The 24,446-nt window shown below is 70.0% G+C and carries 30 protein-coding genes and 1 pseudogene; 10 read left to right on the top strand and 21 right to left on the bottom strand.

The window, feature by feature from the left end:
* Window positions 1-16 precede the first annotated feature (16 nt).
* The gene (locus SK224_RS06565) at window positions 17-817 is read left to right on the top strand and encodes a family 1 encapsulin nanocompartment shell protein (protein ID WP_320433956.1); all 801 of its coding nucleotides are present in this window, start codon (window positions 17-19) and stop codon (window positions 815-817) included.
* Between the two features lie 5 nt (window positions 818-822).
* On the opposite strand, the gene SK224_RS06560 is transcribed toward SK224_RS06565, so the two are convergent.
* Genes SK224_RS06560 through SK224_RS06550 form a run of 3 tightly spaced genes read right to left on the bottom strand, consistent with a single transcriptional unit; the run spans window position 823 to window position 3,701 of the window.
* Window positions 823-1,410 carry a TetR/AcrR family transcriptional regulator gene (locus SK224_RS06560; RefSeq protein ID WP_320433955.1) on the bottom strand — a complete coding sequence of 196 codons (588 nt, stop codon included), beginning with the start codon at window positions 1,408-1,410 and terminating at the stop codon, window positions 823-825.
* A 36-nt stretch (window positions 1,411-1,446) separates the two neighbouring features.
* The gene (locus SK224_RS06555; RefSeq protein ID WP_320433954.1) at window positions 1,447-3,117 is read right to left on the bottom strand and encodes an ABC1 kinase family protein; all 1,671 of its coding nucleotides are present in this window, start codon (window positions 3,115-3,117) and stop codon (window positions 1,447-1,449) included.
* A gap of 38 nt (window positions 3,118-3,155) precedes the next feature.
* Window positions 3,156-3,701 carry a PadR family transcriptional regulator gene (locus SK224_RS06550; RefSeq protein WP_137417445.1) on the bottom strand — a complete coding sequence of 182 codons (546 nt, stop codon included), beginning with the start codon at window positions 3,699-3,701 and terminating at the stop codon, window positions 3,156-3,158.
* A 136-nt stretch (window positions 3,702-3,837) separates the two neighbouring features.
* Here SK224_RS06550 and SK224_RS06545 point away from each other — a divergent pair, with 136 nt between their 5' ends.
* Window positions 3,838-4,479 carry a hypothetical protein gene (locus tag SK224_RS06545; RefSeq protein WP_320433953.1) on the top strand — a complete coding sequence of 214 codons (642 nt, stop codon included), beginning with the start codon at window positions 3,838-3,840 and terminating at the stop codon, window positions 4,477-4,479.
* Window positions 4,480-4,498: 19 nt separating this feature from the next.
* Here the strand turns inward: SK224_RS06545 and SK224_RS06540 are convergent, their stop codons facing one another.
* From SK224_RS06540 to SK224_RS06530, 3 genes are all read right to left on the bottom strand, one after another.
* Window positions 4,499-5,878, bottom strand: a complete 1,380-nt coding sequence (locus tag SK224_RS06540; protein WP_320433952.1) for an HNH endonuclease signature motif containing protein — start codon at window positions 5,876-5,878, stop codon at window positions 4,499-4,501.
* 39 nt (window positions 5,879-5,917) lie between these two features.
* Entirely contained in the window at window positions 5,918-6,157 is a 240-nt protein-coding gene (locus SK224_RS06535) for a hypothetical protein (protein WP_320433951.1), read from the bottom strand.
* A gap of 83 nt (window positions 6,158-6,240) precedes the next feature.
* Window positions 6,241-6,645: a VOC family protein gene (locus SK224_RS06530; RefSeq protein ID WP_320433950.1), complete on the bottom strand. Its 405-nt coding sequence runs from the start codon at window positions 6,643-6,645 to the stop codon at window positions 6,241-6,243.
* On the opposite strand from SK224_RS06530, the gene SK224_RS06525 reads away from it, so the two are divergent.
* Window positions 6,646-7,068, top strand: a complete 423-nt coding sequence (locus SK224_RS06525; RefSeq protein ID WP_320433949.1) for a LysR family transcriptional regulator — start codon at window positions 6,646-6,648, stop codon at window positions 7,066-7,068.
* Between the two features lie 32 nt (window positions 7,069-7,100).
* Window positions 7,101-7,649, top strand: coding sequence for a dihydrofolate reductase family protein (locus SK224_RS06520; RefSeq protein ID WP_320433948.1), 549 nt, complete (start codon window positions 7,101-7,103; stop codon window positions 7,647-7,649).
* Here the strand turns inward: SK224_RS06520 and SK224_RS16785 are convergent.
* From SK224_RS16785 to SK224_RS06480, 9 genes and pseudogenes are all read right to left on the bottom strand, one after another.
* A complete protein-coding gene (locus tag SK224_RS16785) occupies window positions 7,636-8,325 on the bottom strand; it encodes an ATP-binding cassette domain-containing protein (RefSeq protein ID WP_413816783.1) in 690 nt (229 codons plus the stop codon). The two genes, SK224_RS06520 and SK224_RS16785, sit on opposite strands and share 14 nt — an antisense overlap.
* A gap of 399 nt (window positions 8,326-8,724) precedes the next feature.
* Window positions 8,725-9,204, bottom strand: a pseudogene (locus SK224_RS16780) (ATP-binding cassette domain-containing protein); the annotation flags it as partial.
* Between the two features lie 97 nt (window positions 9,205-9,301).
* Window positions 9,302-10,150, bottom strand: coding sequence for a transposase (locus SK224_RS06510; RefSeq protein ID WP_320433946.1), 849 nt, complete (start codon window positions 10,148-10,150; stop codon window positions 9,302-9,304).
* Window positions 10,151-10,405: 255 nt separating this feature from the next.
* Window positions 10,406-10,990, bottom strand: coding sequence for a TetR/AcrR family transcriptional regulator (locus SK224_RS06505; RefSeq protein WP_320433945.1), 585 nt, complete (start codon window positions 10,988-10,990; stop codon window positions 10,406-10,408).
* Window positions 10,987-11,727: an SDR family oxidoreductase gene (locus SK224_RS06500; RefSeq protein WP_320433944.1), complete on the bottom strand. Its 741-nt coding sequence runs from the start codon at window positions 11,725-11,727 to the stop codon at window positions 10,987-10,989. The genes SK224_RS06505 and SK224_RS06500 overlap by 4 nt, the downstream gene beginning before the upstream one ends.
* A gap of 211 nt (window positions 11,728-11,938) precedes the next feature.
* Window positions 11,939-12,604: an alpha/beta hydrolase gene (locus tag SK224_RS06495; protein ID WP_320433943.1), complete on the bottom strand. Its 666-nt coding sequence runs from the start codon at window positions 12,602-12,604 to the stop codon at window positions 11,939-11,941.
* A gap of 111 nt (window positions 12,605-12,715) precedes the next feature.
* Window positions 12,716-13,177 (bottom strand): aromatic ring-opening dioxygenase LigA, encoded by a 462-nt coding sequence (locus SK224_RS06490; RefSeq protein WP_320433942.1) that lies wholly within the window; start codon window positions 13,175-13,177, stop codon window positions 12,716-12,718.
* A gap of 103 nt (window positions 13,178-13,280) precedes the next feature.
* Window positions 13,281-14,357, bottom strand: a complete 1,077-nt coding sequence (locus SK224_RS06485; protein WP_320433941.1) for a hypothetical protein — start codon at window positions 14,355-14,357, stop codon at window positions 13,281-13,283.
* 70 nt (window positions 14,358-14,427) lie between these two features.
* Complete coding sequence (locus SK224_RS06480; RefSeq protein WP_320433940.1) at window positions 14,428-15,105, bottom strand: helix-turn-helix domain-containing protein; 678 nt, start codon at window positions 15,103-15,105, stop codon at window positions 14,428-14,430.
* Between the two features lie 71 nt (window positions 15,106-15,176).
* Between SK224_RS06480 and SK224_RS06475 the strand changes: the two genes are divergently transcribed.
* The gene (locus SK224_RS06475; RefSeq protein ID WP_320433939.1) at window positions 15,177-16,586 is read left to right on the top strand and encodes an MFS transporter; all 1,410 of its coding nucleotides are present in this window, start codon (window positions 15,177-15,179) and stop codon (window positions 16,584-16,586) included.
* A 10-nt stretch (window positions 16,587-16,596) separates the two neighbouring features.
* Here the strand turns inward: SK224_RS06475 and SK224_RS06470 are convergent, their stop codons facing one another.
* Genes SK224_RS06470 through SK224_RS06455 form a run of 4 tightly spaced genes read right to left on the bottom strand, consistent with a single transcriptional unit; the run spans window position 16,597 to window position 19,093 of the window.
* The gene (locus SK224_RS06470) at window positions 16,597-16,962 is read right to left on the bottom strand and encodes a cupin domain-containing protein (protein WP_320433938.1); all 366 of its coding nucleotides are present in this window, start codon (window positions 16,960-16,962) and stop codon (window positions 16,597-16,599) included.
* Window positions 16,959-17,414: a GNAT family N-acetyltransferase gene (locus tag SK224_RS06465; RefSeq protein ID WP_320433937.1), complete on the bottom strand. Its 456-nt coding sequence runs from the start codon at window positions 17,412-17,414 to the stop codon at window positions 16,959-16,961. The genes SK224_RS06470 and SK224_RS06465 overlap by 4 nt, the downstream gene beginning before the upstream one ends.
* A 3-nt stretch (window positions 17,415-17,417) precedes the next feature.
* Window positions 17,418-17,861, bottom strand: a complete 444-nt coding sequence (locus tag SK224_RS06460) for a DUF6389 family protein (protein WP_320433936.1) — start codon at window positions 17,859-17,861, stop codon at window positions 17,418-17,420.
* Window positions 17,858-19,093: an FAD-dependent oxidoreductase gene (locus SK224_RS06455; protein ID WP_320433935.1), complete on the bottom strand. Its 1,236-nt coding sequence runs from the start codon at window positions 19,091-19,093 to the stop codon at window positions 17,858-17,860. The genes SK224_RS06460 and SK224_RS06455 overlap by 4 nt, the downstream gene beginning before the upstream one ends.
* A 66-nt stretch (window positions 19,094-19,159) precedes the next feature.
* Between SK224_RS06455 and SK224_RS06450 the strand changes: the two genes are divergently transcribed.
* Window positions 19,160-19,654 carry a hypothetical protein gene (locus SK224_RS06450; RefSeq protein WP_320433934.1) on the top strand — a complete coding sequence of 165 codons (495 nt, stop codon included), beginning with the start codon at window positions 19,160-19,162 and terminating at the stop codon, window positions 19,652-19,654.
* 49 nt (window positions 19,655-19,703) lie between these two features.
* Here the strand turns inward: SK224_RS06450 and SK224_RS06445 are convergent, their stop codons facing one another.
* Window positions 19,704-20,120, bottom strand: a complete 417-nt coding sequence (locus tag SK224_RS06445) for a hypothetical protein (protein ID WP_320433933.1) — start codon at window positions 20,118-20,120, stop codon at window positions 19,704-19,706.
* 79 nt (window positions 20,121-20,199) lie between these two features.
* On the opposite strand from SK224_RS06445, the gene SK224_RS06440 reads away from it, so the two are divergent.
* A complete protein-coding gene (locus SK224_RS06440) occupies window positions 20,200-20,760 on the top strand; it encodes a GrpB family protein (RefSeq protein ID WP_320433932.1) in 561 nt (186 codons plus the stop codon).
* A gap of 22 nt (window positions 20,761-20,782) precedes the next feature.
* Here the strand turns inward: SK224_RS06440 and SK224_RS06435 are convergent, their stop codons facing one another.
* Entirely contained in the window at window positions 20,783-21,214 is a 432-nt protein-coding gene (locus tag SK224_RS06435) for a hypothetical protein (protein ID WP_320433931.1), read from the bottom strand.
* Between the two features lie 148 nt (window positions 21,215-21,362).
* Here SK224_RS06435 and SK224_RS06430 point away from each other — a divergent pair, with 148 nt between their 5' ends.
* Genes SK224_RS06430 through SK224_RS06420 form a run of 3 tightly spaced genes read left to right on the top strand, consistent with a single transcriptional unit; the run spans window position 21,363 to window position 24,430 of the window.
* Window positions 21,363-22,004, top strand: coding sequence for a response regulator transcription factor (locus SK224_RS06430; RefSeq protein WP_320433930.1), 642 nt, complete (start codon window positions 21,363-21,365; stop codon window positions 22,002-22,004).
* Between the two features lie 47 nt (window positions 22,005-22,051).
* Window positions 22,052-23,704: a hypothetical protein gene (locus SK224_RS06425; RefSeq protein WP_320433929.1), complete on the top strand. Its 1,653-nt coding sequence runs from the start codon at window positions 22,052-22,054 to the stop codon at window positions 23,702-23,704.
* A 42-nt stretch (window positions 23,705-23,746) separates the two neighbouring features.
* Complete coding sequence (locus SK224_RS06420) at window positions 23,747-24,430, top strand: GAP family protein (protein WP_320433928.1); 684 nt, start codon at window positions 23,747-23,749, stop codon at window positions 24,428-24,430.
* Window positions 24,431-24,446 lie beyond the last annotated feature (16 nt).

Below are 24,446 nucleotides of genomic sequence, written 5' to 3'. Positions count from 1 at the left end.
GATCGGAAGGACTCTCATGGATCACCTCTATCGCGGCATCGCGCCCATCACCGACGCGACCTGGGACACCCTGGACGACGAGGCGCGCACCCGCCTGCAGCCCGCCCTCGGCGCCCGGCGCCTGGTCGACTTCGTCGGCCCGCTGGGCTGGCAGCACTCGGCGACCGCCCTGGGCCGCGTCGGCACGAGTTTCTCGACGCCGTTCGCGGGCGTCACCGGGCGTTCACGCCAGGTGCTGCCGCTCGCGGAGCTGCGCGCGGACTTCGCACTGTCGCGCAGCGAACTCGACGACGACGCCCGCGGCGCCGTCGACACGGACCTGACGCCCCTGGACGAGGCCGCTGTCGCGCTCGCGAGCGCCGAGAACGCCGCCGTCTTCCACGGCTGGGATGCCGCGGGCTTCGTCGGCATCATCCCGTCGTCACCGCATCCGCCGCTCAGCGGCGCCGCAGAGCCGGGGCGGCTCGCACCGCTGGTGGCCGACGCGATCGCCACGCTGTCGGGTGCCGGGGTCGGCGGGCCGTACGGCCTCGCCGTCGACACGGCGACGTGGACCGAGATCTCGGGCGGGAGCGACGCGGGCGGCGCCGTGCTGCAGCGGCACCTGGAACGCATCCTGGCCGGTCCGGTGACCTGGACGCCCGGCATCACAGGTGCGGTCGTGGTGAGCCTGCGCGGCGGCGACTTCATCCTGGAGTCCGGACAGGACATCTCGCTCGGATACACGGCGCACAGTCGGGACGCGGTCGAGCTGTACCTGATCGAGAGCCTGAGCTTCCGCGTCGCGACACCCGAGGCGGCGATCGCGATCCGCTGATCCGGTCAGGCGGCGAGCACTCCCGACGCGGCGAGCGCCACCTGCTCGCTCATACGGGCGAGCTCCCCCTCACCACGGCCGATGCGCCAGAGCTGGATGAGGGATTGGGAGAGCGCGACGACGTTGGCCGCCGCGGCGATCACGTCCTCGTCGGAGCGGTCGCGACCGGCTGCCTCCGCCAGCGCGTCGGCCATGCGCTGCTCCATCTGCGTCAGCGTGCCTGCCACGATCCGCGCGACCTCCTCGTCCGAGCCCAACTCGGCGATCGTGTTCAACATGAGGCAGCCGCGACGGTCGGGGTGAGCCGCGCAATCGGCGCGCACGGCGGCGAGGTAGGCGCGGACGGTGTCGGCCACATCCTGCCCCGGAACAAGGGCGGCCTCGACGAAGTCGAGGCGCGCCGCGCAGTAACGTCGGAAGATCACCAGGAACAGCGCCCACTTGCTGCCGTACGCCTGGTAGAGACTGCCGTTGCCCACGCCGGTGGCGGCCGAGAGATCGGTCACCGCGGAGCCCCGATAACCGCGGATCCAGAACTGTTCGGTGACCGCATCGAGGAAGAGCTCTTCGTCGAAAGACCGGGGGCGGGGCATGGCCCCCACCGTATCGTGCGTGACGCGGTGGTCGGTTCAGCGTCTGCCGAACCACCCGGCCAGCACGACGTGTCCGAGCGGCAGGAGCGAGAGCAGCATGAGGACCGATCCCAGCACCTCGTCGGACGGACGCAGGAGCACGCCGGCGATGAGGGTGCCGGAGAAGATCACACCGCTCACAGCCCGCGTCGCCAGCTTCTCGGTCCGCGCGAAGCGTCGTTCGAGACGCGAGAAGTCCACCGTCAGACGTCCTTCCTCGAGGCGCGTGATGAGCGCGTCCGCGCGCCGCGGCAGGCCCGCGGTGATCGCGGCGACCGACGCCACTTCGCCGAGCATGTCGCGCATCAGGTTGCCGCTCTCGGCCCGAAGAAGTTCGGACGCGTAAGGTTCGACCGCATCCCAGACGTTGAACGCCGGATCGAGCGTGCTGCACACGCCCGAGGTGATCGACATCGAGCGGATGATGAGCAGGAAGTTCTCGGGCAGCTGAAACGGCATCTCCCGGGTGACATCACCGAACTGCACGGCGAACTCGCGGAACTCCCGCGGATCGACGTCCCGGAGCTCCGCGAACCCCATGCCGCCGAAACGCGCGAACAGCGTGCTCATGGCGCGTTCGAGCTCGACGGTGTCCGCGTCGGGTAAGAGCACGCCGACCCGACCGATCCCTTCCACCAAGCGCTTGCTGTCGCGTGCGGCGACGGCGATCAGGAGACCGCGCAGTCCGTCGCGCAGCGTATCGGGTACTTCTCCCATCATCCCGAAGTCGATGAACGTCAGCCGGAAGCCGCCGTCCACGGCGGCATCCGGTGTGACGAAGACGTTGCCGGGGTGGGGGTCGGCGTGGAAGAACCCGCGGCGGAACAGCTGGTCGAACATGACGCGCGCGAAGACTGCGGCCACGGCCGCCGGATCGATTCCCGCCGCACGGAGGGCGTCCGCATCCGAGATCTTGATGGCGGTGACATCCGCCAGGGTGAGCACGCGGCGGGTGACGCGCTCCCACACGACGACGGGGGCGTCGACGCGCGGATCGTCGGCGACATCGGCGGCGAAACGCTCCGCCCACGCCGCTTCGTGGAGGTAGTCGGTCTCGGCGAGGCTGGTGGTGGCGAACTCCTCGACCAGCGCCGGCGCGTCGACACGCTCCGACACGACGCGGATGCGGCGCAGCCAGCCGCCCACGCGGCGAAGCGCCGCGAGGTCGACTGCGACGATGTTGTCGATGCCGGGACGCTGAACTTTCACGACGACCTCGGCGAAGCCGACGTCTTGCGCGAGGGTTTCGTGCAGGCGTGCGCGATGAGCCTGCCCGAGGGAGGCTGCGGCGACCGGCGCCGGATCGAAGCGCGCGTACGCGCGCTCGAGCGGCATACCCAGCTCCGCCTCCACGGCGGCGCGGATGGCCGCGAACGGGAGGGGCGGCACTTCGTCCTGCAGGCCCTCCAGCTCTTTCGTGATCTCGGGCGGCAGCACGTCCAGGCGGGAGGACAGGAACTGTCCGACCTTGATCATGAGGCCGCCGAGTTCGAGCGCGAGCGCGTGGAACCGACGGGCCAGCCGCGTCATCCGCTGCGGCTGACGTCGCATCGCGAGACGCGTCAGGCCCAGGCGCGGCAGGACGAGCTCGAACCACCACACCTGGACGAGGGCGCGCGCGGCGAAGCGGATGATCCGGTTGTAGCGTGCCCGAGTATCGGTCACCACCGGGTTCGCTCCGCCGTCACCTGCCGGCGGCACCGGGTTCAGTCCTCGGCGAGGATCGCGTACAGGCGTCGGCGCGTCTCACCGAGCGCGTCGACCGCCGCCTGCACCTGCTCCGGCGAACCGGTGCGGGCAACCTGAGCGACGACCTGGGCGAGCTCCATGCCGGCCTTCGGCAGCGCCGTCATACGTCCGCTGTCGCGCATCCCCGGCGCTTCCCAGGGCGCGTCGGACTCGGCGGCCTCCTCGGCTTCGGCAGCTCCCGCTTCGGTGAGCGAGTACGTCTTGCGCCCGCCCGCCTCTTCGGCGACGATCAGGCCCTCGTCCGCCAGCAGCTGCAGCGTCGGGTACACGGAGCCGGCGCTGGGCTTCCACGCACCACCGCTGCGCTCGGCGATCTCACTGATGATCTGGTAACCGTGCATCGGCTGCTCGGCGAGGAGAAGCAGGACGGCGGCGCGGACATCGCCGCGGCCGACCCGGAAGCCGACCCGCTTGTCGACCGAGGACCGCATCTGCTCCATGGCGTCCCAGAGACTTCCCGGCAGCCCGCCACCGAATCCTGCACCCGCGAATGGATTGCTCATCGTGACCTCCTCAGATCGTGAACGATACTTCACGATATATCGTTAACGACACCGACGGCAGTGTCCTCAGAAGACTCCCAGTGAGCGGCGCGCACTTCCCGTTCTGGGCGGTGAGCGTCCGGCTACCGTGAACCGCATGAGACGCTCCCTCGCCGCCCTCTCACTCGCCGCCGCCGCAGCCCTGCTCGCCGCCTGCACCGCCACCGCTCCGGCCGCCGAACCCGTTCCGAGCGAGACGACACCGACGACCTCACCCTCCTCCGCGGACCACCGACTCATCGTCGGCATCCAGGCCGTCGCCTATGCGCACGACGGCGACACCACCGTCGTCTCGTACACCGAGTCGCAGCAGCTGCAGGACCTCCTGCGCTCGATCAGCCATCAGGATCCGGCGCAGGAGACGGTCGACGGCCCTCCCGGTTATGACGTGCAGATGACGCGCTACGACTACGACGGGATCTCCCTCCTGTCCGGCTCCGACGGCCGGGCCAGCATCACCGTCGAGACCGCGACGTTCCACGGTGTCCCGGTGGCGACGCAGGAAGGCATCTCCGTCGGCTCGACGCGAGCGGAAGCGATGGATGCGGGAGCCCGCGACGGCTACGACCAGAACGGCGACGGCATCGCGGACTGGCTGGATCTCGGTTCGGTGGAGATCTCCGGCACCCAGTCGCTGGTGAACCCCGGATCCGTCGGCATCCAGTTCGTGATGCTCGGCCTCGACGGCGATACGGTGCGCGAGCTGCAGGCCCCCGCCAACGACTTCTCGGATCTCTGATCCGCACGGGTCGGACCGCTCAGAAGGGCGGCGCCTCGCCCTCGGGCGCGCCGTACGCCCTCCCCGCGGACGCGGGGGCGAAGCGCGGTGTTCGTCGCTCAGGTTCGACGCGGTAGCAACGCCCCGCCGGTGATGTCCAGATGATCACGCCGTCTGGATGTTGTCGGGTCTGCCATCCCCTGTGGTGCTTGACGGTGTGATGTCCCTTGCAGAGCGGGGTGAGGTTGTCGGCACGCGTCTCGCCGCCGTGCTCCCACGCCACGGTGTGGTCGATCTCGCAGCGGTCTGCGGCGATCCGACAACCGGGAGCAGTGCATCGCGCCGCCCGCCAGCGCACCAGGCGCTGCAGGTCAGCAGGCGGCCGATACCGCGTGCGCCCCACCGAGAGCACGACGCCCGTCTCGGGGTGGGTGAGCACGCGCATCCATCCATCCGCGGCTCCGCAGAGGGTGCGTGCGGTGCGGATCGGGATGGGCCCGACGCCGTCGAGCTCGGCCGGCGCGATCGCCGCGGCGTCATCGTCGAGCAACGACAGCACCGGGACGGTGACGGCGACCGTGGCACGCACGCCCCGCACCGCCTCGGGATGTTCAGTCACCTCTGCGTCGACCAGCAGATCGCCGAGCAGGTCGGCGCGCACCTGATCGAGCGTTCGCGGCGCGAGCGATCCGTCGATCTCATCGCCGACGCTGGTCTCGGCGAGATCGCCGGCGGCGGCGGCCTCCCGCTCGGCTGTCAGAAGAGCAGAGCCCATAGCGGTCAGGCGCTGGAAGATCGCGCGAGCTTCGACTGCCGGCAGGTACGCCGACAGCCACGCCATGCCGTTACTGTCGGCCTCGACCGAGACGCGCCGCATCCGCACCGCGTCGTCGTGGCGCTGCTCGAGCGAGACGGCCCTGGCACCTTCGACGAGGGCGCGGACCGCGGCGCGGAACTGACCGACCGGCATCCGCTCGGCGAGTTCCAGCGCGAGCGTCGCGAGCTCACCGCGCAGGGGCAACTCTGCGGCATCCACTGCGTCGACCAGGATGCGGGCGTGCTGCTCGGTGATCGCACCGCGCCCCAGCGCATCGAGCACGCCGTCGTATCGCTCGGTGAGCGCGACCGCCTGCGACACCAGCCGCTCAGCGGTCGACTCGGTCACACGCAGCGCCTGCGAGATCTCGAGCCGGAACGAGCGCTCGGCGATGCCGCGGTCTCCCCCTCGCGACGCCGACTCAACGAGTGCCGCCGCCCGCGCCTCGGCGATCGCGACCGCCCGCTGGGCGGCGAAGGAGGACACGAGCGATGCCATCCCCACGACCTGGTCGATCAGATCGGGCTCATCGAACCCGGACGGCGGCGCCTCCCACGACCGCGCGATGCGGCGGTCGTCGTCGAAGGTGTCATCCTCGTCCATACCTTCACGCTAGGCCGAACCTCCGACATCGACCCCGACTCAGCTCCCCGCACCGATCACGGTCAGAAGCCGCAGTTTTCCCGCGCTCTCCGAGCCCGGCGCAGCCGTGCAGACGAGGAGAGCGTGCGACTGCACCCGGTCCAGCAATGTCTGGCATTCGAGCTCCAGCAGCCCGAGTTCGTGATGCACGAAGCGCTTCGTCGGCCGAGGGCGCACCCCGACCTCGCCCCGCGACCAGACGTCGCGGAACTCCGGGCTCCGCGCAGTGAGCTCCGACACGAGTGGCATGCGCCTGACAACGACGACGCCCGACGCATCTGGGCCGTGCCGCAGGAGCTCACGGGAACGAGGTTCCCGACTCCTTAGGCCGCGTCACGCGGCGGGTTGTGCATGAACTCGATGCGGATGCCGTTCGCGTCTTCCAGGAACGACGCGTAGTACCGCTCGGTGAACCGCGGGTACTCCTTCGGAGCCCGCACCGGCGTCCAGCCCGCCGCGAGGGCTATCCCGTGCAGACGCTCGACCTCGTCGCGCGAGTCGACGGCGAAGGCCAGATGCTGCCATCCGACGCGCCCGTGCACGTGAGGGCCGGAACCGCCCTCGCGCGGAGGCATGAGGATGAGTTCGGTCTCACCGTCGCGCCACCAGGAGACCGACGTGTCGGCATCGGCCCGCGTGTAGCCGAGTGCGGCCATGATCGGATCGAACTGCACGGTCGCGCCCGGCACGTCCTCGACGGTGATTCCCAGGTGATCGAAGATCGGCATGTGTCGATCCTTGCAGCATCCGCCGACACGGCCCACGAGGACCTGCTGCGACAATGGATCGTCGGCGATCGGAAGGCACCTATGAAGCTCGAGCACCTGGTGAGGTTCGTCGCTCTCGCCGAGCACCTGCACTTCCCGCGCGCAGCACAGTCGCTGGGCATCGCCCTGCCCGCGCTCTACAGCGCCCTCGACAAGCTCGAGGAAGAGGTCGGGCAGCCGCTCGTCATCCGCGAGGCACCCACCCGCCTCACCCCCGCCGGCACGCTGCTGCTCGACGAAGCCCGCACGCGCATCGCGGACGCGCCCGCGGCGGTGCGCACGAAGAGCCCCGGCGGCGGCAAGGCCAAGGCGTCGAAGGGCAAGGGCCGCGCGCCCATCGTGAAAGGGCAGCCGAAGCCCTACAAGAAGCGCCAGGGACGCTAGCCGCGAGCGTCCGGGGGTCCTACCCTGACGCCATGGGAGTGCTGCGCTACTCGATCAACGTCACGCTCGACGGCTGCGTCGATCATCGCTCCGCGATTCCGGATGAGGAGCTGCACCGGCGCGCGGCGGAATACATCGCGCGCGCGGACGTGCTGCTGTTCGGTCGCGTCACGTACGAGATGATGCAGGATGCGTGGCGACCGCCCGCATCCACCGCGCTCCCCGACTGGATGCAGCCGTTCGGCCGCACGATCGACGCCACCCGGAAGTACGTGGTCTCGAGCACTCTGAAGAGCGTCGACTGGAACGCCGAGCTCGTGCGCGGCGACCTGGCCACCGCCGTGCGCGCGCTGAAGCGGGATGCGGACGTCGCGACCGGTGGCGTGATGCTGCCCACGGCCCTCGCCGAGCTGGGCCTCATCGACGAGTACGAGTTCGTCGTGCACCCGCGTGTCGCCGGCCACGGCCCGAGGCTCTTCGACGGACTGAGCGCACCGCTCGATCTGGAGCTGACCGAACGGATCGAGTACGGCTCGGGTGCCGTCGCGTCGCGATACGTGCCCCGCGCTACAGCTCCGTGAGCCGCCCTGATTCGACCCGCCAGTTGCGGTCGGTGGCGACGGCGGCGAGCATGCGGCGATCGTGCGTCACGAGCAGGAGCGTTCCCTCGTAGGACTCGAGCGCCTGCTCGAGCTGCTCGATTGCGGGCAGATCGAGATGGTTCGTCGGTTCGTCGAGCACCAGCAGATTCACGCCGCGCGCCTGCAGCAGCGCCATTCCGGCGCGCGTGCGCTCGCCCGGTGAAAGCTCGTCGACCGCGCGGGTGACGTGGTCGGCCTTCAACCCGAACTTCGCGAGCAGCGTGCGCACGTCGGCGGCGCTCATCTCGGGCACCAGATCACCGAACGCCTCGGCGAGCGGTCGGGGGCCGGACAGAAGCGCCCGGGCCTGATCGATCTCCCCGATCTGCACGTTGGCGCCGAGGGCTGCGCGCCCCGCATCGGGCTGCTGACGACCCAGCAGGCCCCGCAGGAGCGTCGACTTTCCGGCACCGTTGGGCCCGGTGATGCCGATGCGCTCGCCCGCGTTGACCTGCAGCGAGATCGGACCGAGAACGAAGTCGCCCTGGTGGAACTCCGCGTCCGACAGCGTCGCGACGACCGTGCTGGAGCGCGGCGCCGAGCCGATCGTGAACTCGAGCTGCCACTCCTTGCGCGGCTCCTCGACCTCCTCCAGGCGCGCGATGCGGCTCTCCATCTGGCGAACCTTCTGCGCCTGCTTCTCGCTCGACTCCATCGATGCCTTGCGCTTGATCTTGTCGTTGTCGGGCGCCTTCTTCATGGCATTGCGCACGCCCTGGCTGGACCACTCCCGCTGTGTGCGGGCACGAGCGACGAGGTCCGCCTTCCTGTCGGCGAACTCGTCGTACTTCTCGCGCGCGTGCCGACGTACCGTCGCCCGCTCCTCGAGGTACGCGTCGTAACCGCCGCCGTAGAGCCGGTTCGTGTTCTGTGCGAGATCGAGCTCGAGCACCCGCGTGACGCAGCGCGCGAGGAACTCGCGGTCGTGGCTGACGAGCACCACGCCACCACGGAGACCCCGCACGAACGTCTCGAGGCGCTCGAGTCCGTCCAGGTCGAGATCGTTGGTCGGCTCATCCAACAGCACGATGTCGAACCGGCTGAGCAGGAGGGCTGCGAGGCCGACGCGCGCCGCCTGGCCTCCGGACAACGCGGTCATGAGCGCGTCGGCGTCGAGTCGGAGTCCGAGGTCCGCGAGCACCGCTGGCACGCGCTCCTCGAGGTCGGCCGCGCCGCTCGCGAGCCAGCGCTCGAGGGCCGTGGCGTACGCATCGTCCGCTCCGACGGCGTCGGGGTCGGCGAGGGCGGCGGCGGCCGCATCCATCTGCACGGTCGCCTGGGCGCAGCCCGTGCGGCGGGCGATGTACGCCGACACGGTTTCGCCGGCCACGCGCTCGTGTTCCTGCGGCAGCCACCCGACGAAGGCATCGGCGGGTGCCAGCGAAACACTGCCGCCCTGCGGCTGGTCGACGCCCGCCAGCAGGCGCAGGAGCGTCGACTTGCCGGCGCCGTTGGCACCGACCACGCCGACGACATCGCCGGGGGCGACCGTCAGCTCGACACCTTCGAAGAGTGTGCGATGGCCGTAGCCGCCGGCGAGCTGATGGGCGACGAGCGTTGCGGTCATCCTTCGATTCTCCCAGGCGAAGGCGTCACTCCGGCACCGCGTCGCGGGCGCGCTGCGCCTGGTTCGCGGCTGCCTCCGCGGCGGATGCGGCCTCTCGCAGCCGTTGCTCGTGACGGACGAGCTCGGCATCCGCTGCGTCCGCATCCGACTGGAGCCGCTCCAGCTGCGCGCGGAGCTCCGCGATCCGCTCGTGCACCAGATCGGCGTGCTCGCGCGCTGTCCGCTCGGCGGCCTCGGCGGCGGCACGTTCCCGTTCCGCAGCCGTGGCGGCGCGCTCCGCGTCCCGCGCCGCGCGCTCCGCGGCCCTGCGCGCACGACGCACGGCGAGCTCGTCCGGATCGGATGCGGGGCGCTCGACCGTACCTCTGGGAGGCGAGCCCGCAACGACGTCGGCCGCATCGAGATCGTCAAGGGCGCCGGCATCCAGCGGCTTGCGCAGCCGCCCCGTGAGCACGACAGCGGCCGCGCGCTCGTCCATGACGGCCGCGTTGATCGTCTGCGCGACGGCCTCGCGGGAGGAGTCGGCGAGCGGGTGCCCAGCCTCCGCCGCGCGTGCCGCAGCGCGTTTCACAAGAGAGGCCACGAGCTGCTGCCGCTGGGTGCCGAGCCGGCGGAGCTCGGCCGCATCCAGATCGTCCTGCGCCTCGCGCAGCGCGGCGGCGAGTTCGACGGCCTCGGCCAGCTGCCCGTCGGCGACGAGGAGATTCACCGCCCACGCAGCGACGACGGGCTTGCGCAGAGCCTTGATCCGTGCGGCGTCGGCCGCATCCGCCGTCGCTGCCTGCTCGTCACGAGCGGCGGTGAACGCGTCGGGCGGCAGCCGGTACAGCGCGACGGCGACATCGTCGATGGAGCTCCCCGATGCGGTGGCCATGGGCCCATTCTGCCGCGGCGTCCGGCGCGCACCGGCCTGTTGCCCGTGCGGCTCACCCCGGGAACCCGTCCCGAACTCCGGCAGAACCCCATACGTCGCGCCTCCACGAGACCGCGTGCGAGCGGATTGCAGGAGTTCGGGCACGGATGCAGCGGCGCCCGCCGGCTCAATACCGGCAACAGCCGCCGCTGCCGCCGCGGTGGCGGTGGAAGCATGTGGGCTGAGCCCAGCCGAGATACGGATCGACGGCCGGAGCTACGCGCGGACGGGCCACCATCCGGGCATCAGACGCAGCACGCGAGAGGCGGCGGCGTCCGCATCGATGTCGTCTTCCTGTGTCCAGACGTCGAGGATGCCCACCAGGGCGCCGGCGATGAAAGCCGCGGCCTCGTCCTGGTCCCGCGCGACACGCGGGGCTCCACCGACGCCGGATGCGGCGAAATGCTCCAGAGCCAGGTGCACCCGGTAGACGAGCCGCATGCCGATCGCCGCGCGGAACGCACCGCGGGCGGAGGAGGCGAACAACGCCCGGTAGACGGGGCGCTGCTCCGCCAGCATCTCCAGCAGCCGGCGCATGGCCGCCAGGTACTCCCCCGCCGTCTCGACGGGATCGTCGGTCTCCGGGCTGACGGTGGCAAGCGCATCGAGGTCGGCGCTGAAGGTGCTGACGGCGAACCGGTCGACGTCTTTGGCGTGCTTGTAGAAGGTGGTGCGGTGCACACCTGCCTCACGGCAGAGCTCGGAGACCGAGATCGCGTCGAGGGGTCGGTGTGCGAGCAAGCGCACCAGCGCCGCACGCAAGGCGGCGCTGGTGCGAGCTTGCCGAGGATCGATCGTCACGCCTCGTAGTGTGCCAGCCCCGCGGTCTCTCCTCCGTCGGCGACGAACTCGGCGCCGGTCGAGAAGCTCGACTCGTCGCTGGCCAGGAACAGCACGAGGTTCGACAGCTCGATGGGCTCGCCGACGCGGTGCAGCGCGACATGGTTCTGCGCCGTGTCGAGGCCGTCGGTCATCGGCGTGCGGATCACACCGGGGTGGATGGAGTTCACCCGGATGTTGTAGCGACCGAGATCGAGGGCCGCGTTCTTGGTGAGTCCGCGCACACCGAACTTTGCCGCGTTGTAGCCGGGCAGTGCCTCGTACCCCTGGAGTCCGGCCGTCGACGACACGTTGATGATCGAGCCGGCGCCGCTGCGCTTGAGCGCCTCGATCGCCGCCTTGATGCCGTAGAACACACCGGTGAGGTTGATCGCGATGATCTGATCCCACTGCGCGAGCTCATAGGTCTCGATGGATCCGAAGTTCGCGATGCCCGCGTTATTGACGACGACGTCGAGACGACCGAACGCGCTTTCGGCGAGGGCGACCGCAGCCTCCCAGTCCTCGTACTTCGTGACATCCAGATGCACGTAGCGCGCGGCGTCACCGAGCTCCGCGATCAGAGCCTCGCCTTCCGCATCCAGCAGGTCACCGATGACCACCTGCGCGCCTTCCTGCACGAGCAGCCGTGCGTGCGAGGCTCCCATGCCTCGAGCGCCTCCGCTGATCAGCGCGACCTTTCCACTGACACGTCCCATGGGGAACTCCTTTCGACATACTTACGCTACATCTGTCGATTAGTTGTGCGGGCCGAATCGTCCGAACTCCTGCAGAACCGGATGCGGGGAGCGCGACAGCGGGCCGCGGGAGCGAGCTGCAGGAGTTCGGGAGCGGAAGAAGAGGGGGCGCCCGAACGACGAAGGGCCGGGCGTCCGCAGACGCGCCGGCCCTTCGTCGAAGGATGCGGGGTCAGTCCCAGTCGAGGTAGTCCTCGATCGCCCACGACACGGCACCGGTGTGCGTCGCCGGGAAGAGGTGCTTACCGCCGTCGACATTCACGACACTCACCAGCTCCGGCGCGGAGACGCGCAGGTCTTCCCCGTTCGACGGCGGCGTGATGCGGTCGTCTGCGCCCTGCACCACCAGCACGGGCACACCGGCGGCCAGCGCGGGAAGCTCGCCCAACGCCTCCCGGGCTGCGCGCTGCAGGCCGTCGACCTCTGCGTCACGAAGCTCTTCCGGGGCATCGGAGAGATCGAGCTCGTCGGAGCCGGCCGCACCCTCGACACCGAGCAGCAGGACGCCGTTCACGCGGTCGTGGTGGTCGATCGCGACCAGGCGGGCGACGGTGCCGCCGAAGGCATGTCCGCCGATCCACGCGTGGTCGATGCCGAGGTGATCGAGCACGTCGACGACGTCCTGCGCGAGATCGTGCAGTGAGACGGCCGCATCCGAGGGGCGACGCGTACCGATGCGCACGACGCGGAAGTCCTCCTGCGCCACCGAGTGCCCGAGCGCCTCGAGGTAGCCGATGTTCAGGCCCTGTGCCGGCAGCAGCACCAGGCCGGGGCCGTCGCCCTCGACCGCGAACGGGATGGCGCGGCCGTCGGGCTCGAAGATCTGGGTGTCCGTCATGCGGGAGTCCTCTCGCGGAAGGCGGGTTCGAGACGGCGATCGGGAACCGGGGCACCGTGCGCCAGAGCGGTGATCGCCTCGGAGAATTTACCAGCCGCGGATGCGGTCGCCTCAGCGTCCGGCGCGCCGCAGCTGCCCGCCGACCACCACGAGCAGGGCGCCCATGCCGGCGGCGAAGGCTGCGACGCCGTAGGCGAGAACCGACGTGAACAGCGAGGTGCGCAGGGCGGATGCGGTCGACAGGGCGGCGCTCTGCTTGCGCAGGTCCGCCTCCTCCTGGCTCCCCTTTTCGACCTTCTGCAGCGCCGCGCTGATGTCGGCATAGGTGCGACCACCGGCACCGCGCTCGGCGTTGCCCTTGATGACCTGCGCCTCGATGTAGGCGCTGACCGGGCCCTGCACGGGTGCCCCGGCGAGGGCGGGCGCGTTCGGCGGGACGCTGATCTTCTCGGCGCGCAGCTGGCTCGTGACCGTGGCCCAGGCCGCGGCTCCCACGGCGGCGAACAGCGTGCCGGCGGCGACGGCGTAGCCGCCCGCCCGACGGACGGAGGAGAGGTCGGGGCGCGTGCTCATGCGGGTCCTTTCGACGGAGATGGTCGTGTGCATCATCCCAGGCCGACGGATGCGGCGCGCGGGGCGCGGCCGTGTGATTCGGCGGCCGGTCGCCACCCACGACCTAGGACGACCACCCGGCGATCACATCGTGGATGAGATTGACGAACCCGAAGACGGCCACTGCGGCGCCCAGAACCCACCACCAGTCCTCTTTGACCGACAGTCGGCGTCCCTGCCGCGCGACCCCGCGTGCACTCCCCGACCCCAGGATGACCTCGTGAGCGAACTCGGTCGATCCCTGCAGACGATCATCGCGCCAGCGTTCCCACCGCAGCACCCGCTGCGAGAGGGCGTCCACTGTCGTCAGCAGTCGCTCCCACAGCGCCGGATCGAGGGTCGCGAGTTGGCCCGGGAAGTAGAGGAACAGGTAGTCGTCGACGAGTTCGACGTCGAGACGTGCGGCCTCGTCGACGAAGACCGCCATCGTGTCTGGCGAGAAGAGATACAGCGCATCCGTCTCGTATCCCTCCGGGCAGTAGAGGGTGAAGAAGCGGTCGAAGTCGCCCTCGAGCGACAACCGCTGGTCCTTCGCTAACGCGATCGGCAGCCTCGGCCGACCGATCGCGTTGTTGCCGTGCGCGTCGAGCACGATGTGCGGCAACGCGACGGGAAGCCGCATCGCCGCATAGCCCCATCGATAGGTGGTCGTGCTCCTGCCCGAGCCCGTCGTGCACGTGTGATTGCCGATCTCCAGCGCGTACCCCTCACGCCGTCGGAGGATGTCGGTGACGAACGCGGATGACTGCCCCGGGCGCGTGAAGATCATGCCCGGCAGGGGCGGGGCCGGCGCGTACGGCTCGTAGGTGAATCCATTGGCCTCGGCGAAGCCGTTCAGGCGGTACGGACGCACGCCCGATCGGCGGCGGATCGCGCGCGCGAACACCACGACGCCGATCACGGGCGGTATCGCCAGAGGCAGGAGGATGACGATGAGCTCGCCGTCCCCGTCGGCGAAGAATGACCCGTCGATGATCACCAGCCACATCACGAGCAGCGCCAGCGGGAAGAAGGTGAGGAGCACGACGCGCGCGAGGACTCCGGCCAACGGTGGACGAACGGTGGACGGAAGTGAGCGGCGATAGTCGCGGAGTCGTCGACGATCGATCCGCGCGGTCAAGGGGGCGGTGTCGACACTCACGCGCGCCATCCTAGGATCATCGCGTCAGGGTGCACGCTCGCCCACTGATCGGCCTGTGGGATTCGCGGGATCAGGCCCCGCCTGGCGCGCTCGCCAGGATGCCGTCCACGATGGCGCGCGTCGCCCAGCGGGTGCGTTCCTCGGGGCTGCCAGCGGTGAACAGCGCCGCGCCGGCCGCGTGCAGCTCGGGATGGCGGTGCGGGTCGGCCGCATCCAGAATCTCTGCGAGATCCGACAATTCTTGTTCGCCGCCTGCGCGCGCCGCCCATTCCGCGGCGGATGCGGTGGCGTACTGCAGCAGCAGATCGACGCCGCGCGCCGCTCGCTCCCCCGTCACCCCCGCCGATCGCAGCAGACGCATGAGGAGTTCGAGCAGGTCGAGGTAGTGCGCACCATCGGGCCATGTCACCAGCGCCGCTGCGGCGAGTCCGGGCTGGCTCGCCAACAACCGCGCGTAGTCGTCGAGCACGCGCTCGAGGCGATCGCGCCACCGTTCGCTCTCCCCCCACGTGAGGTCGAGCTCACCGAGGTGACGATCGATCAAGAGGGCGTTCAGCTCCGTCGTGTTCTTCACGTAGACGTAGAGCGAGGCGGGGCCGGTGTCGAGCTCGGACGCGAGCCTGCGCATCGTCAGCTTGGCCGCACCTTCCTTCTGCACCACAGCGACCGCGGCGTCGAGGATTGCCCCTCGGGAGAGCGGGGGCTTTGCAGGTCGGGCACGACGGCTGACGGGCTCGGGTCGACTCATGGTCCGACTATACGCACTTGATCGTAACGAACATGTTCGTTACGATCGCGTTCGTCTCGATTGGAGCTCGCATGTCTCAGCCGCCCGTTTCCCCCACCCTGACCACGAAAGGCGTGTGGTTGACCCTTATCGTCGTCCTCCTCGCGGATGCGATGGACCTCGTCGATTCGACCATCACCAACATCGCCGCGCCCTCGATCGTCGCCGACCTCGGCGCCGACGAGAGCCTCATCAAGTGGCTGGGGGCCGCGTACGCGCTGGCGCTCGGTTCCCTTCTGGTGCTCGGAGGGAAGGTGGGAGACAAGTTCGGTCAACGCGGCACCTTCCTGATCGGAATGAGCGGGTTCATCGCCGCATCCGCTGTCGCCGGGCTCGCCCCTACGCCGGAGATGCTCGTCGCCGCACGCGTGGGTCAGGGCCTGTTCGGAGCGTTCCTCATCCCTCAGGGCATGGCGATCATGACGGCCACCTTCCCCAAGCCGATGCTGCAGAAGGCGTTCGGCGTCTTCGCTCCCATGCTCGGCGTCTTCGCGGTGGCAGGCCCCATCCTCGGAGGCCTGCTCATCGACGCGGATCTGTTCGGCCTGCAGTGGCGACCGGTCTTCCTCATCAACCTCGTCCTGGGTGCGATCGCGCTGGTCATGGCGGTGAAGTACCTGCCCCACGTTCCCGCGCGACCTGCAACCCGCATCGACGTATGGGGCAGCGTGCTGCTCGTGGTCTCGCTGTTCGCCATCCTGTTCGGCCTCATCGAGGGGTCCAGCGAGGGTTGGAGCATGCTCGCGCTCGTGTCGATCGGCGCCGGCGCGGTCGTCTTCGCCGGCTTCGTATGGCGGCAGGCCACCACCTCTGAGCCGCTGCTGGCTCGCAGTCTGCTCGCGAACCGCGGATTCACCGCGGGTCTGATCGTCGGTCTGCTCGTCTTCGCCGCCTTCAGCGGACTGATGTACGTCATCTCGCTGTTCTTCCAGTTCAGCCTCGGCTACACCCCGACCCAGACCTCGCTCAGCCTCATCCCGCTCACGATCGGCATCATGGGAGGCTCCGGCATCGCCGCGGCTCTCATCGTCACGCTCGCCCGGAAACTCGTCGTCCTCGGCCTGGTGGCCGTGCTCGCCGGAGTCGGCCTCATGCTCCTGTTCGTCACGGTCGCCGGCACCGGTGTGGCGTGGTGGCAGCTCGCCGTATCGACGCTGTTCATGGGCATTGGGGCAGGAATCTGTTTCAGCTCGATCTTCAACACCGCGCTCGGCGACGTCGACGCGCAGGATGCGGGATCGGCGAGCGGATCGTTGAGCGCCGTGCAGCAGGTCGCGAACGGCATCGGATCGGCACTCGTCACGAGCATCTTCCTCACGCTCCTGCCCGCCGGGGACATCGGCGCCGTCTCGGTGACGCTCCTGGCGCTGCTGGGCGTGGTCGCGGTCTGCCTGCTGGCGGTGCCGCTCCTCCCGCGGACAGCCGTCGCCGAGGTGGAGTGAGGCTGGTGGATCAGGGTGCGTCGACCGCGCGGCGATCACCACGCGTCGAGGGTGCGCTCACCACCAAGAACCGCACGTCCGCCGGTCCCGGGTTCGCGAAACGGTGGGCCGTACCCGCGGGCACCTCCACCCCTTCAGCCACCGACATCTCCACGATGCCCCGCGCTGTGTGCAGATGCGCGCGGCCTTCGAGGACGTAGAAGAACTGCCGCGCGGTGTCGTGGACATGCCACTGCTCCCCCGAGTCCGGGGGCACCCGTTCCTCGATGACCGAGAGGTCGGGCCCGTCGACCAGGCGCCATCCCTCGGACACCACGCCCCAGATGTAGTGGGCGGCGGTTTCCCGGCTGGTCGGGGTGAGCTCCGCCCCGGTCATGAGGCACCGATGACCATGAGCCGGCCGGGGTCGGGGAACGGTTCGAAGCCCACGCGGGCGTAGAGCTCGTGCGCGTCGAGGGTCGAGAGCATGAGGCGCTTCAGACCGAGCGGACGCGTCGCATCCACCACGGCCGATGCCAGCGCCTTGCCAAGCCCGCGGCCCCGCGCCTCGGGCGCCACGTATACGTCGCACAGCCATCCGAAGGTCACCCCGTCGGTGACGAGCCGGGCGTAACCGACCTGCGCACCCGTCGGGTCGTACACGCCGAAGTTGACGGATGCGGCCGCCGCACGCTGCACCACATCGAACGAGCGTCCCAGCGCCCAGAACGCGTCGGTCGACAGCCACTCGTGCACCCGCGTCACGTCGATGCGGTCACGATCGGTGTCGATCTCGTATGCGCCCGCCAAGGGGATGCGGACGCGAGGGATGAGGGCGTCTGTCGTCATCGGTCAGCTCCTCGCTCGGCGCGGTTCCAGCGGGATGCTGTCGGTCCCACCGTCGGGCGATGCGACCTCCCAGCGGATGCCTGCAGGGTCCGCAGGCACGAGCGGGGCGAGCCACTCGGCGGCCAATTCGATGAGCACTTCTTCGAGGTCGTCGAACGTCCATTCCCCGGGCCGCTCGGGAACATCGGGCTCCCAGGCGATCTCACCCCAGACGACGTCGAACACGCTCCGTTCGTCGTCGAAGCGCCGGTCGAGGGCGAAGCCGTCCGGCCCTTCGAAGCGGGCCATGATCGTGAAAGGACCCTCCGCATCCTGTTCGAGGAACACCTCGATCACGATGTCGTGGCGGCCCTCTGCCGCGTCGGCCATCCGCTGCAGCACGTGCGCGGCGCGCTCGGATTCGGCGGCGAGAAGCGGACGCAGCCGGGAACGGTAGTCGTCACTCACGCAGCCAGCGTATGGCCATCGCCGGACCGGACGCGCTCGGGCCGGAGGCCGTAGCCGACCAGGCGCGGCAGCAGACGTCGCGCGATCGGGATGATGATCCGCAGCACGATCCGCTCCGAGAGCGTCGGCGGATTGTGCAGGATGCGGGCCCGCGCGCGTCCGATCGCACGGTGCACCACCTGCTGAAGCCGCTGCATCGCACGAGTGGGCAGGGCTCTGCGGCGCTGCAGCGCGGCACATGCCCGGTCGATGGCGGCGGGGCCGTCGCCGAGCACGGGGGCGAGGAGGCGGGCTGCGGCGACCGCATCCTGGATCGCATAGTTGATGCCGACGCCGAACGCCGGCGACATGGCGTGTGCCGCATCGCCGATGAACAGGAGGCCCGGCTGCCACCAGCGCCGCAGGTGGTTGATCTCGACCGAGAGCAGCTTGACGTCGTCGAACGAGGCGACGGCCGCCAGCTCGGACGCGATCGGCGGCGCCGCCCGCGCCACCCGGCTCCGGAACGCGTCGACGCCTTCCTCGCGGATCGCACCGAACGAGCCCTTGCCGACCACGAGTCCGCACTGGAAGTACCCGGGCCTCGGGATCGTGACGAGCATGCCGCTGCCGGAGAGCCACGCGAGCGTGTCAGGCACGGGTGCCGCAGGCTCGGGCACGCGGAACCACAGCACGTCGATACCGACGCCCGTGGACACCGGCGCCACGCCGACCGCCTCACGCAGTGTCGAGCCGCGGCCGTCGGCGCCGACGACGAGTGCCGCATCGACGCGGAGGGGACCGTCATCTGTCCTGGCGTGCACGCCGCTCACGCGCGAGCCGGTGCGCACGACATCCGTCACGTCCGCGCCCATCAACAGCGTGAACGTCGGCTCGCGGCGGGCGGCATCGGCGAGCAGGTCGAGCAGATCCCACTGCGGCATGAGCGTCAGGATGCGGTTCGCGCCGCGCAAGGTGCGGAAGTCGATCGCGTGCAGCCGCACGCCGTTCACCACGGCGTCGAGGGTGTCGAGCGGGCGGTGTTCGATGGCGTCGAAGCTCGCACGCAGTCCGAGCGCATCGATGATGTCGAGCGTCGACGGATGCACCGTGTCGCCGCGGAAGTCTCGGAAGAAGTCGGCGTGCTTCTCGAGCACGACGACCTCGACGCCGGCTCGGGCGAGGAGCAGCCCCAGCATGATGCCTGCCGGACCTCCCCCGACGATGCAGACCTGAGTGCGGAGGGTGCGCATGCGCTCAGTGTCGCGGATGCGAGGACGCGAAGCCAGGGTCGGGCGAGGCGTTGCTATGTTCGGACCGTGAGCGCATCACCCACGAGGCCGTCGCCACGAACGGACGCCGCACCGATGGCGTTCACGTTCCGTGAGTTCGCGCGAGGCGCGTGCGTGGCCTGGGTCTGGTTCCTCCTGTTCTCGACGCTCGCATCGACGGCGATCTTTCACTGGGGCGCGCTGATCGCTCTCATGTACGCCGTGCCGTGGTCGCTTGCCGCGCTCCTCATCGGTTCACCGCTGGCGTACGGCCTGGGGCGGGTGATGCGGAGCATCGCTTCCGTCCCCGGTCACCTGGTCGTGTTCACCGCCTTCGGCGCGGTGGTCGGCATCGGCACCACCACCATCGCCTTCACCGCACCCTGGTCGGACCTCTCGGGCGATGGGATGAGCGCGGTGTCGGTCCCCGCCGTGGCGATGTGGATCGCCGCCACCGTCGCGGTTCCGCTCGGCTGGCGCTTCACGTCGAAACGCGCGCTGCGAGGCGACGCCGCAGAGCTCGGCGTCGCCTCGCCCGCCTGAGCCGCGGCGCACCTCAGTGCTCCGCATCGGCTGCGAGCGAGCCCGCGGTTCAGGCCTGAGCGAGCAGGTGTGAAGTGGGCCGATAGTCGATCTTCCAGTCGACGTAGACACCGGCGACGCCGTCGGCGGTGCAGCGAAGACCGACGGACACCCACCTCACCTCGCCATCGGGGTCGAGGGCGAAGCCGGAGGCCACGCGGAACTCGCTGTTGCCGCAGGAGCATTCAGCCTGTTGCACCTCCTCGACGTCGTCGAAGTGGTCATCCGAGTCGGCGAGCGCGGCCTCCTCTTCACAGACGGCGCAGATCGTCGCTGCGACTGCTACCTCGTCATCCAGCACGACGGCGAACGTCTCGTTCCCGCAGGCGCACACGGAGAACCCGACCCTGTCGACGGTATATCCGCCCGCAGAGAACTCCTCGATGGATCGGCGCAGTTCGTCGCGCTCTCGCTGTGCCGTGCTCATGCGGCGACCCTACCGGCGCGCGGCAATTCAGGTGCCCAGACGCTCTCGTGGGCGAGACCATTGGCGCGATGATGGAGTCATGCCCGCCCGCCGCCGTCCAGACGTCACATCGCTCGAGCTGGTCGGCGGGCCGGAACCGGTGACGGTGGGCATCCACGACCACGACCCGAGCTGGCCCGCGGCGTTCGCGGACCATCGCGACCGCATCCGTCTCGCACTCGCAGGCCGACACGTCGACATCGCGCACATCGGCTCGACATCCGTGCCGGGCCTCGCCGCGAAGCCCATCATCGACATCCTCGTCACCGTCGACGACATCACGGCGGAAGAGGACTACCTCGACGCGCTCCTCGGTGCCGGTTACGAGCTACGTGTGCGCGAGGCCGGTCACCGCATGGTGCGCACGCCCGAGCGGGATGTCCACGTGCACGTCTACGAGCACGACGCCCGCGCCGTCGACGATTACCTCCTGCTGCGCGACCGGCTGCGCACGGATGCGACGGATCGTGCGCTGTACGAGCGGACCAAGCGCGAACTCATGCAACGTGGCTGGGACGACATGAACACATATGCGGACGCGAAGACCGCCGTCATCGAGGCGATCAAGGAGCGCGCCCGGGCGGAGCGGGGCCGGTCGTGAGACAGGATGCGGCTCGGCTCCCTCAGGAGAGGGCGGACGCCTCGGAGTCGCTGCGTTCGAAGAACTCGACGAACTCGCGGAGCTCATCGAGTTCGGGCAAGTCGACCCAGAGCCGGATTCCCCCGTCTTTGGTGCCGGCGCCGTTGACCACGGCGGCGCCACCGAGACGATCGATCAGCGGCCCCGCATCGCGCGCCACCGCGTCCGGGAGGTAGCCCACACCCCGGCCGTTCGAGGCGACCGAGACTCCGCCACGGTCGCGGCGGGACTGGCGCGCGCGGCGCAGGACGTAGGTGCGTCGCTCGTCGCCGTGACGCTCACGGTCGTTGACGATGTAATGCGTCCGCTCCAGGGCCACCGGCCGGGAGGGGAGTCGGCGCAGGTCGGGCAGGTCGCCGTGCGTTCTCACTCGGCCGGTCGTGATGTGCAGAAGCTCTTCCCACCATGCGGGCATGTGATCTCTCCTCGGTTCGACATGCCATCACCGAGGCGGAGCACTCCCCCACTGTGTCACGCCCCGCTGGATGCACCCTGACCGGCACCGGGGGCGGGGTTGACGAGACGACCGCAGCGCGCGGCGCCGGATCACCTATGGTGTGGATGTGACCGGCAGATGGGTGCGACGCGTGCTCGTCGTCGAGGACCAGGCAGCCATGCGGCTACTCGTCTGCGAGACGCTGAACCAGCACGGATTCGAGACTCGGGGAGCCGAGAGCGCGGCGGAGGCGACGCGTCTGTTCGCCGAGTTCGATCCCGACGTGCTCCTCGCCGACATCGATCTCGGTTCCCGTCCGTCCGGTGCCGAGCTGGCGGCGGGACTCGTGGCGCTTGCACCCCACCTCGGGGTCGTCTTTCTCAGCAGCTATCCTCGTGCCGCAGCGGGAGCGACCGCGATGGGCGTGTCGGGGGCGGTGTTCGTCTCCAAGCTCGCCCTCGCCTCCACCGCTGAGCTCGTCGACGCTGTCGAGGCGGTCATGTCGACCCAGTCGCCCGCAGGCCCCGCGAGCAGCGCCGGCGAGGACCCGCTGAGCAGGCTGACCCGGCATCAACTCGAGACGCTCTCGATGGTGGCGCGCGGCTGGTCGAACGACGAGATCGCCGCCCGGTCCCAGACCTCGGTGCGCGCGGTCGAGCGATCGATCAGCCGCATCTTCGAGCGCCTGGGTCTGACGGGCGATCCGGCGCTGAGCCCTCGGGTTGCGGCCGCCGCACTGTACGTGGCCGCGTTCGGCCCCGTGCGGTGAAGCGCCTCGCGCGCGCCGCGCGAGATGCGCTCGGCTCCGGACGCTTCGTGTCGCGCTGGACGTTCCTCGTCGCCGGGCTGCTGTCGGTCACCGTGATGAGCCCGGCCCCGACGAGCGTCGGCGTCGGGTCGGTCGGTGCCGCATCGGCCTCGACCGCCGCGTTCCTCGCCGGCCTCGCCGCCACCGCCATCGCCGAACGCCGCACGCCCCACCGCTGGCGCCCCTGGGTCGTGACGGCCGGCGTTCTCGCTTCCGCGGTCCTGCGCCCCCTCGCCTACGACGCTGTCGCCGATGCGCTCGGCGCCTCCGCGCCGCCCTCATGGCAGCTGTCCTTCCGCGTGCTGACGAACGCGACCGTCTGGATGGCCTCGCTGACGGGCATTGCCATCCTCACCACGCACGTCGCCCGACTGCGACAGACGAACGCACGCCTGTTGTCGGTCCAGCAGGCACTCACGCATGCGCGAGAGGATGCCGATGCCTTCGACGGCGCGGCCCGTGAACTCGTGCAGGCGGCGAGCGAGGAGCTGAGAGGCGAACTCCGAGCGCTGGCTGCTCAGCAGTCCGGCACCGAATCGTTGCAGGCGTTCAGCGACGGCAGCGTGCGTCGGTGGAGCAGGCGCCTGACGGATCTCGCCACCGCGCCTGCGGAGGCCGTGGTCGCCGCGCCGATCGATCACGTTCGGATGCGGCCGGCGCTGCGACTGCCTCCCCCCGGCATCGTCGCCCTCGTCTACGCCCTCTGCGTGCTGCCATACGCTCTTCGCACGGTGCCGGTGCTGCAGGTGATGGTCGGCGTCGCGGTGCTCGTCGCGGGCGCGGTGCTCGCCGACGGCGTGCCGCGCCTGCGCGCTCTCCGCCGGCGCCGCATCCCGACCTTCCTCGCGATCGGAACGGTCGTGGGAGTCTGCCTGGGCGCGCTGGCCTGGGCGCAGGGAATCCCGCTTCCCCTGTCGGCTGTGCCGGTTCTGGCCTATCCCACCCTCGCGGTTGCCTGCGCGCTGTGCGCCGGCACCGCATCCGCGCTCAGGGTTGAGGAGCGGCGTCTGACCGCGACCGTGCGCGCCTCGCAGCGGATCGGACGCGTGGGGACGTCGGCCGCACGAGCGGCGGTGGAAGACGCGGCGCGCGAGCTGCACCGCGATGTGCAGGGGGCGTGCGTTCGCGCGCTCGCCGCACCGGATCGATGGACGCCAACGACACTTGGCGCGTTGCACGACGACGTCGATCCCCTGCTCGCCGGACTGCCCGAGGTCTTCGAGCGGCCGCGCGACGGAGCGTCCGTCCAGTCATTGGTCGACCTCGTCGAGACGTGGCGCCCCGTGGTCGAGGTGCGCATGCGGATGAGCCCGAGCGCGCGGACGGCTCTCGACGCATCGGCCGCTGCGCGCGACGACGTCTTCGAGATCGTGGCGGAGGGGCTGCTGAACGCCGTCAAGCACAGCGTTCCCGCCGCGGCCGCGATCGATCTGGACGTCATCGCGACGGGTGCGGGCCCACGACTGCGCGTGCAGGTGCGCTCGCCCGGAAGCCTGCCGCGGGGAGCGACGCTGCGCAGGTCGTCGGCCGCTCGCGCGCGCGGCGCACGGTTGCGAGCCGACGGGTCAGGAGCGCTCCTGGAGGCGGTGATCGATCTCGGCGCAGCCTCCCCTGTCGTGTTCACCGAACATCCGCCTCACACTCAGACATCCGCGTCGTAACGTCTGCAGTCGCCGGTCCGCGGCACGCAGATGGAGCATCCGATGAACACGCACGACCTTCCCTCGCTGATCCCCGCCGCGGTGGGACTGATGATCTCGCCGCTTCCGATTGTGGCGATCGTGGCGATCCTGCTGTCGGCCCGCGGGAGAGTCGCCTCTCTCGCGTACACCGGCGCGTTCCTGGCCATCACTCTGGCGTTCACGGCACTGGGTGCCGCGACGACCGCCGGCGCGTCGTCGTCGGGCGGCTCGTCGGCGTCGAAGATCGTCGTGCTCGTGCTGACGATCCTGTTGACCGTCGGATTCACCGTCCTGGCCGTCACGAGTTGGCTGTCGCGGCCGCGAGGCGGGGCCGCGCCGCGCACGCCGGGCTGGCTCTCGGCGATCGACTCGATCACCCCCGCACGCGCCGGCGGTCTCGGCCTGCTGATGGCGGTGACCAACTCCAAGAACATCCCGCTCGAGCTGAAGGCCGGGGCGACCATCGGTGCCGCGCACCTGCCGGTCCTGGCGGCCGTCGGCCTGTGTGTCGCCTTCGCCGTCGCCGGCTCGCTCGCCCTGCTCATCCCGACGCTGCTCGCCACGAGCGGATCCGCAACCGTCGCCAAGGGGCTGGAGCGACTGAAGACCGAGATGATCGCGCACAATGCCGTGATCATGACGGTGCTGTTCGCGGTCCTCGCCGCGAACGAGGCCGCTCACCTCGTCCACCAGCTGTTCTCCTGATCCGGAGAGGAACGAA

Origin of the sequence: Microbacterium sp. BG28 (assembly GCF_034044005.1) — a bacterium.
Classification (GTDB): Bacteria; Actinomycetota; Actinomycetes; order Actinomycetales; family Microbacteriaceae; genus Microbacterium.
Note: the sequence above shows the minus strand (reverse complement) of the source record. Positions and strands in the feature narration are given on the sequence as shown.